The sequence below is a fragment of the Acinetobacter sp. AOR12_HL genome (assembly GCF_027855275.1).
GTDB lineage: Bacteria > Pseudomonadota > Gammaproteobacteria > Pseudomonadales > Moraxellaceae > Acinetobacter > Acinetobacter baumannii.
In genome coordinates this window covers 1-12,930 of sequence record NZ_JAKTIJ010000012.1, presented here as the reverse complement: position 1 = coordinate 12,930, position 12,930 = coordinate 1, and the positions used below count along the sequence as shown (strand labels likewise).

The 12,930-nt window shown below is 39.1% G+C and carries 10 protein-coding genes; 8 read left to right on the top strand and 2 right to left on the bottom strand.

Annotated features, from left to right (window positions below; all coding sequences use genetic code 11):
• Positions 1-18: 18 nt before the first annotated feature.
• The 3 genes from MKL36_RS04335 to MKL36_RS04325 are packed head-to-tail and all read left to right on the top strand — an operon-like array spanning position 19 to position 2,009.
• Positions 19-846, top strand: coding sequence for an energy transducer TonB (locus MKL36_RS04335; RefSeq protein ID WP_021510733.1), 828 nt, complete (start codon positions 19-21; stop codon positions 844-846).
• Between the two features lie 24 nt (positions 847-870).
• Positions 871-1,605, top strand: a complete 735-nt coding sequence (locus tag MKL36_RS04330) for a MotA/TolQ/ExbB proton channel family protein (protein ID WP_004701581.1) — start codon at positions 871-873, stop codon at positions 1,603-1,605.
• Entirely contained in the window at positions 1,605-2,009 is a 405-nt protein-coding gene (locus MKL36_RS04325; protein ID WP_001018517.1) for an ExbD/TolR family protein, read from the top strand. The genes MKL36_RS04330 and MKL36_RS04325 overlap by 1 nt, the downstream gene beginning before the upstream one ends.
• Before the next feature lie 62 nt (positions 2,010-2,071).
• On the opposite strand, the gene MKL36_RS04320 is transcribed toward MKL36_RS04325, so the two are convergent.
• Entirely contained in the window at positions 2,072-3,655 is a 1,584-nt protein-coding gene (locus MKL36_RS04320) for an ABC transporter substrate-binding protein (protein WP_021510732.1), read from the bottom strand.
• Between the two features lie 285 nt (positions 3,656-3,940).
• Between MKL36_RS04320 and MKL36_RS04315 the strand changes: the two genes are divergently transcribed.
• From MKL36_RS04315 to MKL36_RS04305, 3 genes are all read left to right on the top strand, one after another.
• Positions 3,941-6,553 carry a TonB-dependent receptor gene (locus MKL36_RS04315; RefSeq protein WP_021510731.1) on the top strand — a complete coding sequence of 871 codons (2,613 nt, stop codon included), beginning with the start codon at positions 3,941-3,943 and terminating at the stop codon, positions 6,551-6,553.
• A gap of 252 nt (positions 6,554-6,805) precedes the next feature.
• The gene (locus tag MKL36_RS04310; protein ID WP_005131896.1) at positions 6,806-9,136 is read left to right on the top strand and encodes a TonB-dependent receptor; all 2,331 of its coding nucleotides are present in this window, start codon (positions 6,806-6,808) and stop codon (positions 9,134-9,136) included.
• Positions 9,137-9,158: 22 nt separating this feature from the next.
• Positions 9,159-10,355 carry an LLM class flavin-dependent oxidoreductase gene (locus MKL36_RS04305; RefSeq protein WP_021510730.1) on the top strand — a complete coding sequence of 399 codons (1,197 nt, stop codon included), beginning with the start codon at positions 9,159-9,161 and terminating at the stop codon, positions 10,353-10,355.
• 651 nt (positions 10,356-11,006) lie between these two features.
• On the opposite strand, the gene MKL36_RS04300 is transcribed toward MKL36_RS04305, so the two are convergent.
• Complete coding sequence (locus MKL36_RS04300) at positions 11,007-11,198, bottom strand: hypothetical protein (RefSeq protein ID WP_021511257.1); 192 nt, start codon at positions 11,196-11,198, stop codon at positions 11,007-11,009.
• A gap of 132 nt (positions 11,199-11,330) precedes the next feature.
• Here MKL36_RS04300 and MKL36_RS04295 point away from each other — a divergent pair, with 132 nt between their 5' ends.
• Positions 11,331-12,566, top strand: coding sequence for a phage/plasmid replication protein, II/X family (locus tag MKL36_RS04295; RefSeq protein WP_021511258.1), 1,236 nt, complete (start codon positions 11,331-11,333; stop codon positions 12,564-12,566).
• Positions 12,567-12,577: 11 nt separating this feature from the next.
• Positions 12,578-12,892 (top strand): hypothetical protein, encoded by a 315-nt coding sequence (locus MKL36_RS04290; RefSeq protein ID WP_021511259.1) that lies wholly within the window; start codon positions 12,578-12,580, stop codon positions 12,890-12,892.
• The last annotated feature ends 38 nt before the right edge of the window (positions 12,893-12,930 follow it).

Below are 12,930 nucleotides of genomic sequence, written 5' to 3'. Positions count from 1 at the left end.
TTTTTAGTTTAAATTTTTATGCGTGATCAAATCTTTAATCCCCATAAGCGGGCTTTGCTCTTTGAGCAATTTGCGACAGTTGCAGCCACAACTGAAATTGCAGATCCGTTTGCAAGGCATGATCAAGATGTTATTCAACCTGCTCCAGTGAAGTTGAATAAAGTCTTAATCGCAATTATTGCGGTTGCTTCAGCCCATCTTGGAATTTGGTATGTTGCAAAACAATTGCCGACACCAGCTTTAGATATTCATAAACCTGAACCTGTGGTGATTGAAATCGTAAAACCGGTTGAACCACCTAAAGTGATTGAACCCAAAATTCCACCCATTACTGAAAAACCAAAAGTTCCACCTGTGGTGGAAAAACCCAAGCCAATTCCCAAACAAGTTGAACAACCCAAACCTGTCCAAAAAAGTGTGGAGCAACCTAAGCCAGTTGCAAAAGCGGTGGCTGAACCAACTCCACAAAAAGTTGCAGAACCTGTGGTCACAAAAGAAGTCGTCACAGAACCGGTTAAAAAAGTGGCTGAGCCTGTAAAAGCGTCAGATGACAATTTACCTGTGACTGAAGCCAAAGGTTATGCCGGATATCTCAGTAACCCTGCACCTGAATATCCTGAACAAGCTTTAGAACGTGGTTGGGAAGGCTCAGTCATTTTACGGGTCAAAGTATTAGCAAATGGCAGCCCGGATACAGTCAGTGTCAAGCAAAGTAGTGGCAAAAAAATTCTAGACAGTGCTGCCGTAAGAACAGTAAAGCAATGGAAATTTTCACCTGCGCTAAAAGGGAAAACCCCTGTAGAAGGCTGGGTCGATGTTCCAATTCATTATCAATTACCGAAATAAAATTTAAATTAAGAGGATATTTTCATGTCAGATATTAATTCATTGATCCATGACGGCACGATCTGGTTATTAGTTGCTTTCTCAATTGTGACTTGGGTGTTGATTGTGGTTAAAGTGGTCCAGACACAGCGAGCAACAAAACAAAGTAAGCTTTTTGTAGAAGAGTTTTGGAAAGCAAAAAATTTATCAGATGCAGTAACTAAGTCTGAATTGGGTGAAGGCCCAGCAGCACGAGTGGCTAACACCGGTTTTCAGACTTTAATTGAAGCAGATGAAAAGACGCATCAAGACTTACAAAACAGTTGGAGCCGTCAGGACTTATTAGAACGCCATTTAAGTAAACAAGTTCTAACTGAGCGCCGCCAATTAGAAAAAGGTTCAGCTTTACTGGCTTCTATTGGAAATAACGCACCATTTATTGGTCTATTCGGTACAGTATTTGGGATTATTCATGCATTACAAGCAATTGCTCATTCAGGTAATGCAAGTATGGATGTCGTGGCTGGACCAATTGGAGAGGCGCTGGTTGCAACTGGTATTGGTATTGCAGTTGCTGTACCTGCGGTGCTTGCTTATAACTACTTTGTGCGTAAAGTAAAAACAATTGGCGCAGATCTTGATGATTTTGCAACGGACTTCGTGAGCCTGAATCAAAAAGCAGGGTTCCAACTACCAACTGCAAAAAAAGGTACGACTGGTAATACGGCGCTTAAAGATAATTCTGCTAAAGAAGTGAAAGAGAAAGGAGTGTTTGCATAATGGCAATTTCTACCTCTCAAGAAGACGATGTCGTCAGTGAAATTAATATTACACCGCTAGTCGATGTCATGTTGGTCTTACTCATTGTATTCATTGTGACAGCTCCTTTGTTAACAAATACGGTGAAAGTAAACTTACCAAAAGCGGCTCCAACTCAATCGACAGATCAAAACAAAGCTGTAGTGATTAGTGTAAATCCACAAGGTGAAATATTCCTTGATAAAGATAAGGTGACCCTTGCGAACTTTGAACAAGAAATAAAGTCACGCAAAAGCAGTAATCCTAAATTAGCATTAAATTTAAATGCTGATGAGACCGTACCATATGGAACTGTTGCAAAATTATTGGCAAGTATTGAACGTGTAGGTGTAGATAAACTCTCTGTGATTACCGTGCCTAAATAATTATACCTCCATAAAAAAAGCTGCTTCGGCAGCTTTTTTTATGGTGAGTTTACAGATGAGTATTAAGCTTTCCAGAGTTTTTCAAAGCGCCATGTCGGAAAAATCGTATGTTCAGGAGCTAAACCACCAATATTTTTAGCTGCCGCATCAATCGTATGGCTAAATCCCCAAATGAGCATTCCACCACGCTCATGTTGAATTTTTTGTGCTTGCGCTAAATGGATTTTGCGTTTGGCTAAATCAGGCTCTGCCAGTGCTTTAAAAAATAACTCACTATATTCAGGGTCTTTAAAGTTCACACGATTGGTCGTGGAAATTGGGGCATCGTTAACAACGGCAGTCGATAAATAGGGTGTGCCGACATTGGTCGCATTACTCGATAGCTGCCATTTACTGCGGTCAGGGCCATTAAATGTTGCAAAATCGACTTGTTTAACTCGAATATTCACATTGGCTTGTTTTGCTTGCTCGGCAAAAATTAATGCAGGTTGAGCGCTACTCACTGGGGTAACAAGCTCTACACTCAAACCATCTTTAAAACCTGCTTGCGCTAATAGATTTTTTGCCTCGGCAATATTTTGCTGACGTTGCGGCAGATTGAGAAAGGCTGGGTCTTGCGGCGAATAAAGATCGTTAGCGATTCGACCTTGCCCATTTAAGCCTCGTTGTACCAACTCTTCTCGGTTTGCAATCAAACGGAATGCCTGGCGCACTCTAGGGTCATTAAACGGCGCTTGTTGGGTATTAAAGTCAAAACTATTATGCGTATTGGTCGCAGAGCGTATAGTTTGAATGTGTTTTGCTTGCTCCAAAATTTTAATATATTCAGGTGAAATCGCATTTGCTACATCAATTTGTCCAGCCAATAAAGCATTTAATCGAGAAACCTGATCTTTAAAATCAATCACTTCAAAACTATCTGCATAAGGTTTGTCTGCTTTAAAGTAATTATTAAAACGGGTAAAAACAGAACGTTGCCCCGGAATAAACTCTTTAACTTTATATGGACCAGCTCCGACTGGATTATGAATAGGGTCGAAGTCAGTCGGTACAATTCCTCCAAAGTTTACCCAAGTTTCGGGCAATGCAACAAAGCCGGGAATCGTACTAATAAAAGGAATACGAACCGTATATTCATCTAGTTTTTGAATACGATCTCGGTCAATCCACTGCACCAGATTACGAAATGGTGAAGCGAGTTTAGGGTCTGTTAGGCGTTTCACTGAAAAGATTACATCATCTGCGGTAATAGTTTTACCATGATGAAATTCTAAGCCTTTGCGTAAACGGATGGTCCATTCGCTTGCATTGTGATTAGGCTCGGCAAACTCCGCTAAAGCAAGTCGGGGCAGCATATTTTCATCCCATTCCCATAACTTATTATAAATAGCGAAACCTCGTGTAATACCACTTCCCGATGCTGAAAGATGAGGATCTAGACTGCCTGATTGTTGTCCTCCAATCAGCCCCAAGCGTATAACACCTCCATGCTTAGGCGTTGCTGAAGAGGTACTTTTTGATTCGGTACTATTATCTGGAGAGGGGCCACAGCCTGATAAACTGCCCATCAAAGAGACGCCACCTAGCGCCGTAAGACTTTGTGTTAAAAATTTTCGACGTGATAACTGAAATGTTTGATTTGTCATTATAAATACCTGATTAGATCTTCATCTTTTAAGGTATTGCAGAATAAATGCCAATATTTTTATATAATTTTAATATATTTATCAATAACTTATGTAATTATTGTTTTTGGTGAGTGTCTCTATTTCAACAGCTTTGTTGAAAAAATAAACATGAATAGAATTGATAAGTAAACAATGAGAAATTAAAAACAAATAAATCAAATTGTTAGATTGAATTATTTGGCGATTCAATGGTTGGCATAGGCTTTGCGTAACGCATTGTAAATTTACTTTACTGAGTGTGATATGAGACAGCCTTTTCAATTAAAACCTTTAGTTATTGCGCTTAGCGTATTAGGGGCCACTTTACCGTTATATGTTTTTGCCGAAGAAACGTCACAACAAGCAGGTGATTCTGAAAGTGATGTAATTACTTTGTCAGATGTAGTCGTTACTGGAGCAGCTAAGAAAACTACCGTTGTTCCCAAACGCAAAGTTACCTCAATTTATGGAACGGATAGCTCTGTATTGGATACTCCGCGTGTAGTATCGCAAGTGTCAGAACAACAATTTAGAGAAGATGTTATTCGCAGTGCGGATGATCTCGTCAAATACGCACCTAGCATTACGCGAGGCGGGGGACAAAATGCTAACTTTGCTCCACAAATTCGTGGACAGAACTCGGAAGTTTTTCAAGATAGTCAACGTATTTACAGTACTCGCCATCCGACCAATCTCAATGCTTATGAAGGAGCCGATATTGTGGCAGGGCCAACAGGTGTAATTTTTGCGCCGACTTCAGGTTCTGGCGGATATATTAACTACCTGACCAAAAAGCCTAATTTTAATAAAGCCGAAACCAATATCTCTGGGACTGTAGGTTCCATTTACTCAGGTAAAGGCGCAGAGCCTAATTTCTCTGTCAGTATTGATCATACAGCGCCCATTTCAAAAGAATTAGCATTTCGCGTGAGCGCAACAGCACAAAAGACAGATGACTATTATGACAATGTGAAAAATAATTTTAATGCATTTTATGGGGCACTTGCTTGGCGTCCAAATGATCGTTTAAGGGCCGATTGGAATATCAGTTACGATGACTATTACGATTTTAATGTCACACATGGATGGAATAGAGCGTCGCAGCAATCGGTTGATAATGGCCTTTATTACAAAGGTAGAGCTACGCCTATTATTCAAAATGGTTCGACTTTTTGGTCTCCTGTATTTGAATCGGGTGCGGCAAATTCTAAAGTCATTGGTTGGCAAACTCGTCAGAAGAACGATAAAAACCAATATGTTGCTGTTGGTGGAGTTCAGACCACGCCTTTACCGAACTCAACTGCTGATCAAGCAGGAACGATTAAAGGTTGGGTCTATGATCCATCAATCCCTGGCAATGAATTGGTCAAGCTAGATGATAATGTTTCAGGACGTAGTGAAGATAAAAATAGTGCCAAGCGATTTAGCACTCAATTAAAAGTCATTAAAGATTTAAATGAACATTGGTCTATTGCAAACAGTACGCTCTATCAAAATAACAAAGATTTAGGCGACTCTGTTGGAAGCTTTTTTACAGATTTAGATCATGAGTTAATTGATAACCGACTAGAATTTTTAGGTGACTATGATTTTGAAATAGGTGGCGTAAAAATTAATAATAAAAGCAGTACCGGAGGAACATATCGTCATGAGAAGTTTACGTCTTTAGCTGCAAATAATAGTTTTAATATTAATCCTTATGATTTAACCAATGATCCATCGCAGAAGAACCCTGGTGATTTACTGGGGTTGATTAACAATAGCGGTTCAACAGGAGGTTGGATTGGACAAGCCGGAGTACCACAGTATTCTCAATATTTTGGATATTTAAATTTACCGCGCATGTACCCAATTGGAAACGGTTTATATGCAGAAAAAGGTGGCTTTCCACCGAATGGAGGAGGCGCTGTCTATACGGGCTCTGGTTTTTGGGACACGTTGAGTGTGTTCACTCAACAAAACTTTACCTTTAACGATGTATTCGGTATTAACTTAGGAATTAACCATAGTTCTGTAAGAGCAAAACTTGAAAACCCACTTGTTTTAACCCCAACAGATGTCCGTTCGTCGAGTGATAAATATAGTCTATTGAGCTATCAACTGAGTACGTTTATTAAGCCTACTGCGAAAAGCACACTCTATTTTACTTATGACAAAAGCACTGCATTAAATACGGGAGTATTTGGGCCTTTCTTGATTTGGGGCGCTGGAAATCAACTTAATCCTTTAGCTTTTGACAGTCAAAGTGAGCTAAAAGAAGTAGGATTTAAATATGAACCTATTACTGACCAGTTATTTTTAACCCTAAGTGGATTTGAACAAAAACGAGATTTATCGCCCGATACGAACGGAAATATGGCTCGCTTTGAAATAAAAGGTATTGAGTCATCATTAAGATGGCAACTTCAAAAAAATATAGCGATTGGGGGCAATTTCACTTATTTAGATGCTGAATACAGCTCTATTATACCTGCTGGTTTTTCACCATTTGGCTTTCATGCGGACAATGCTACGGTTTGGGGAGACAATAACGCTTTAAACCAACGTAAAGCCGGACGTTATGATGCAGCAGGAATTCCCAAATACTCTGCAAGTGCTTATGTAGATTACCAACATCAGTCTGGTTTTGGGGTTAACCTTTCGGGATGGTGGACAAGCTACTGGTACACAAACTTAAGTCAAACCGTGAAAGTACCGAATAACTATAATCTGGACTTAGGTCTTTATTATCGCCAGCCACAGTGGACGGTGGGCCTTAACATTCTTAACCTAACCAATGAACGAAATTTTGTGAATGGTTTGGCAGGAGCGAATAGTGAGTTTTTACAACCAATGCGACCTCTGACTGTACAAGGCCAATTTAGTTATAAATTTTAAAACCAATCAATCATTTCCAAGAATCTTAAAAAGCCATACGTCCGTATGGCTTTATTATTAATACGGGATATAAAACACGTTAAATCGTGAATGTTGAAATAACAACAATAATACCTTTCAGACTGTCTATCTATCAGCAGCATTGAATCATTTTTATTTTTAAATTTTTATTAAGTATTTGAAATTGTTTACATAAATTAAATGGCATAGAAGTTGCCAATATAAGAATAGATTTATTTAAATGGAGTCACCATGTTTAAGGTTACAAAAATTAGGCAGAGTATTTTAACTGCTATGTGGGGAGTAACGGCGAGTGTTTCGACATTAGCTTTAGCGAACGATGATGCTGATGCAATTCCTGCTGAGCAACAAGCTCAAGTGGTAAATGCTAAAGATGTAAAAAAACTAGGCGATGTCATCGTTACTGCACAATATCGTGCACAAAACATTCAAAAAGTTCCAACTGCAATTACAGCAGTTTCGGGTAAAGATTTGGCTGCGAAAGGCTCAACATTTATTGGCGATGTTTTAACTTATACGCCCAATGCAGCAGCTGAAAACCCAGATGGCGATAGCCGACCACGTTGGTATATTCGTGGTTTAGGAACTGGCGATGTTGCAGCCTCTACAGTTTTTCCAGTCGGTATTTATGCAGATGGGGTTTATTTAAATGCGCCTGTTGCTGGTGCTGGAGATTTATTCGATTTAGAACGTATTGAGGTTCTACGTGGTCCACAAGGCACGCTTTACGGTAAAAACACCACGGCTGGTGCGGTGAATTACATTTCACGAAAACCTGTTTTTACAGATAAACCGACTGGTTATGGAACAATAGGAATAGGTGACCATAATCTTCGTACTTTTGAAGGCGCCGTGAATGGGGCTATATCAGATAACGTTGCCGTGCGAGGAGCATTCTATTCAGAAGACCGCGATGGCTATGCAAAAAATTTAGCCAATGGTGAAAACTACGGGGATGTAGATAAAAAATCATTTCGCTTCCAGATATTAGGAAAAATTAATGATGATTGGAATGCTTTAGTCAATCTACATAGCCAAACTTATAATGGTCTTGGCAATAATGGCTCTTTAAGTATTGGAAAATACTGGGGTGTTTATGAAAGACCACAAGGCCGAGATACAAATTTAGATTTACCTGAAAGTAATAAAATCCAACATGATGGCGCTTCACTCACCTTAACAGGAGATTTAGGCGGCGGTCATACTTTTACATCCATTACAGCGTTTGATAAAACCACTCAAAAATCTATTTCTGATGGTGACTATACGCCTTACGATGTAGCAAGAAGCTATAGCGATAATGAGTGGCGCCAATATAGCCAAGAGTTTCGTGTTTCTTCTGATGCTGAAAAAAGACTCAGTTGGATCGCAGGTTTCCACTTCTTTAATGAAGACTTAGATTCAACAGGTGTAAGTGCGCGAGTAAATAAAACATTACCTAATGGCGCTCCAGCTCAGACTGCGGGAACACCAGCTTTTAGAGATATTACCTATAATCAGACGACACAAAGTTTTGCCTTGTTTGGTAACAGTACCTATAAATTTACCGATAAATTTAAAGTAACAGGTGGTCTACGTTGGACAAGTGAAGAAAAAGATATTGATCTAGATCTTGTTCAAATTACCTCAGGCGATTACACCAAAGGCAGTTGGTGGCAAAAGGATGGGTACAGTAATGCGGTTTATAACCCAGCGCCTAATGCAAATGGTTCAACAAGTCGTAAAAAGAGATGGAATGAGCTGACCTACGATATTACGCCAGAATATGAAATCACTCCTGATATCAACACATACTTCCGTTTTGCTCGAGGTTTCCGTTCAGGCGGTTTTAACACTGGACTTTCTAGTAGCCTGACGCAACTAGCAGATGTTAACCCTGAATATTTAAATAGCTACGAACTAGGCTTGAAGTCTAGCTTGTTACAAGGCAATTTAACGGCCAATGCCAATATTTTCTATTACGACTACAAAGATATTCAAACAAATTTATTGGTTGCGACAGAAGGACAAGGTGGAGGAGTAACCTCAGTTCTGGCAAATGGTCCTAAAGCAGAAGTAAAAGGTGCCGAATTAGAATTAGATTATTTAGCGACTGATAACTTACGCCTACGTTTTGCAGGCGCTTATTTAGACAGTGAATACACCGACTTTGTTGATAAAAACCCAGTAACCAATGTCGTAAATGCTGACAATACAGGTAACAGCTTGGTTCGTTCTCCAAAATACACCATCGGTTTAGGGGGTGAATATACCTTTAATCTTGATAGTGGAGCACGCGTTATTGTGGGCACAGATGCAAAATATCGTGACCGCGAGTTTTTCTTAGTCAATCGTCAAGATTATTCTGTTGACCCAATCTTGAGTCAAAAAGGGTACACCTTATGGAACGCGAACGTTGGGTATATCAGCGCAAATAATAAATATCAAGTTAATGCTTACGTTAAAAACTTGCTAGACGAAGAATATCAAGTTCATGGGCGACCAAATGGTCCTGCTGGACAATATGTCTTAACCTATGGAAACCCACGTCAAGTTGGTGTTTCTCTCACTGCAAAATTCTAAGCTTTGCTTTAAGGAGAAAATAATGGGAATTGAATTTTTTACACGTTTACCACTTCATGGCGAAACAGAATTTTTACCCGGTGATCCACGTAATCGCGGTGATTGGGCCAATATTGAAAATGTTGAAAATACCGGAGCGGTTTCGAACTATGAAGTCGGTGATGACTTTACCTATATTGATTACTTAAGTCAGGTAGCGCGGGCAGCAGAAATTAATGGTTTTGCTGGTGCACTCATGGTGAACGCGCCAACGGGTGAAGAGCCTTGGACAGTATGTTCATTGCTTGCAAGAGAAACTAAAAAACTTAACTTTGTGACTGCATTTCAGGCTTATCATTTTAGTCCATATAATGCTGTACAAACTGCGGCAACCTATCAGCGTGCAACGGGTAATCGACTGGTTTGGAATATTATTAATGGCGGCTCAGAAGTAATCCAACGTCAGGTCGGCGATGACTTACCTCACGATGAACGTTATGCACGTGCTACTGAGTTCCTAGATGTTGTAAAAGGATATTGGAATAATCCTTCATTTCACTATAAAGGGAAGTACTATTCGGCAGAAGGCGGTGGTCTAAAATATCCACTGAATAAAGCAAGTCTTCCAATTATTTGCACAGCAGGTTCTTCGGAAGCTGCTCGTGAGTTTGGAGCAAAACATGCCGACTATTATTTAATGCGAGCTGAAAAACCAGAAGAAATTGCAGCATTGATTGCCGATGTACGTGCTCGTGCAAAAAAGTATGGTCGTGAAAATATAAAATTTGGTCTATCAATCGATACGATTGCTCGCCGTACTGAACAAGAAGCGTTGGCAGAGGCACAACGCTTTCTCGATGAAGCTGCTGAAAAGCAACGTTTACACGCGGCGGCAGCCCATGCGGGTTTACGCTCAGCGCGGGTATTAAGCTTCGAAAAAGAGTATGCCGAAAAAGATGGCAGTAAAAATGTCAGTGACTTTTTTATCCATCCAAATGTTTGGTCGGGGTTCGGATACATTGGAGTGCCACCCGGTGTTGCTCTGGTAGGCAGTTACCAACAGATTATTGAGCGTATTGAAGAATACAATAGCATTGGCATAGAGTTATTCTTCCTTGCAGGCTATCCACATCTTGAAGAGTCATACCGTCTTGGTGAACATGTTCTTCCGCACTTTAAAAAGCAACGTGCTCGATTACAGCCTACAGTAGCTAGCCTAGAGTTTGATATTGCGCTTTAAAGTTTAAATGTTCTAAATAAGCCTGATTAGTAAGCTAGTTAGGCTTTTTAAATTTTTTGTTCCTTTCAATTTTCATGGGAAAAAGAAATTATGCATTTTTTTGATCACAGCCTTATGGGGATGGCCGAATGTTATTTTTATTCTTTAACTCAGTGGTTACAAAAGAAGTAACAAGTTGAGTTAGTTTTTAAAAAATTATTTAAAAAACTGCATTTTCACTCAAATTCATAAAACAAAGTAAGCTTATGAAATATTTAAGATTTAATTTTCATAGTTAACAAGTTGAGTTAAATGTACGATAGAAATAACTAGGGATTAGTTGAAACTATATAATTGTTCGTATAATAACTAGATTATGTTACTTGCCTTAGTCATTGATAAATAAGCTAATTTCATTAATTTGGAATTAGCTTTTTTGTCAATGATGCTATGCTTTTGCCTGCACTTGCAGGCATTTAACATCAATCTTCATTATGCGAACTGGAGGGAGAGGAAAGGGCGGGCAGCGACTTGTCGCGCCTGACCTTTCTGAATATTTTTTGGTGTCTGAGGGTAAAAAAGTCCACCTTCTCTAGTGTGGACTTAACTGCGGAATTTTGCACTTTTTCTGATTCTAGTGTGGACTTAACTCCCGAATTTGGGAGTTTTTTCTTATTTTGGTATGTGTAACTTACCGCTGTTACTAATCTCTACAAGATCTAGTCCGTTTTCTATTAGAATGTGAACTAACTCACTATCTCGAATAGGTTGTTGACCTTTAGCAATTAAAACTTTGTTAAGTTCGACAGCTTTCTTTCTAAGCTCTTCTTGCTCTTTGTCGTTAAGCCTAACGCTTTGTACCATTCCCAATTTTCCCAAATTTTAGAATGTAGAAAATGATACATGTATTTTTGCATGCATGTATTGTGCATGCGTGTATCACTGTGGTAAATTCTTCGCATTGCATTTATGCATGCATGTTTACATGGTGGGGAAATGTTAGACAAAATCGTGATGCACATACCAGTTGATGCTTCGCTAGTCGATATTGATAGCGAAGGTCGGTACTGTGTATTTGGTTTTGATTTACTGGACCTTGGGTTAAGAGTTGGCTCTTATGATGTATACAAAGACGAAGATGGGAACGTTAAACATCAAGTTCTAAATCATGCATATTCTAAACTTCCGACTTCTTACACGAAGATGGCTTTTAAGTTTTTCCATGAAGGTCGTACTTATCCTTATGTTGAGCTTAAAGCTAGTCCTGCGAAGATTCTTCAAGGACATAATGTGTATGGAACGGATTGGATAGAGCAGGGTGCGCTTGAAATGCTCGGCTATTTAGCTGAATCGCATCCTACACTTTACGGTATGTTGGCCATTGGTGAGACGGAAGTTAAACAGTTAGATGCAACTTATTCAGCACGCTTACGTGATGATAACCAAGTTGCTGATGCTATTGACTTTTTACGCAATGTAACTACTCAACATATCCGTAAATCGACTAAGCAAGTTACCTATAAGAATACTAACTATTATGGTTCTGAACGTTGTAAACGTTTTGCCCGTAAAGTTTACGGTAAATCTGCTGAATTTCAGTCTCAACTTGAAGAGCAAATTAAGCTTGCTAAGGCAAATGATAAATGTGCTCAACGTGTTGTAGCTGTTATGTCAGATCCAGATTTACAGCAGTGGGTTAAAGGTCTCTTGCGATTTGAAACAGGCATTAAAGCCTACGTTATGAAAGAACTCGGTATTCCGACTAATTTATTTGAACTTATTCGTTATCAACGCTCTAACCCTAATTTTTTACGTGATATCTGGATTAAAGCAAACGCTCAGTTATTTAAAGCCCTAGAGGGTACAGCCATGAAAGCTACTGACCACGATACTGTATTTAAAAATCTCTGTAATGTTTTTGGAACTGTGACACCTAAAGGCCGTCAAAGTTTTACTAAGGCTCGTAATGTCTTCAATTTTTACTGCGCATTAGAAATGAATGGTTATGAGGTTATGAAGACACGTTATGGTGAGCGTCAGTATTACCAATATATGGCTGATTTAATTGCTGCGGGTTACTCAAAAGCATTCTTGCAGAATCTACATGTTGAGTCTAAATCCAACATTATTCCATTTCTTAAACTTGTCGAAATTAATTTCGAAAATCAAGTACCTAGCAACTTTGTTGAACCAATTTCTACTTTTAATCAGCGTGAATTACGCATCGCATAAGGATCATATTTATGTCTCAAATTATTTTCAAAGCAAAGCTACTTAACGTTGATTTAACTACAAATGAGAAAGGATTAAACATGCGTTTAATCTTTGAATCACAACGCTATGACAAAGGTCTCGATCAGTGGGTTCCATGTTCACAGAACGTTAAAGTTGTTGAAGATCATCACCACATGAAAGATTTTTATTTGTCGTACAAAGGTCGTGAAATCTATTTACCAATCGAAATGACAGCGATGGACCGCAACATTTTTTATAAGACTACTGGTGACGGTAAGCCGTTGCAGGTTGAGGAAAAGAAAGCGACTGATATAAAAGCTTAATAGTATCAAAGGCTTACATATATAACATGACGTATAAT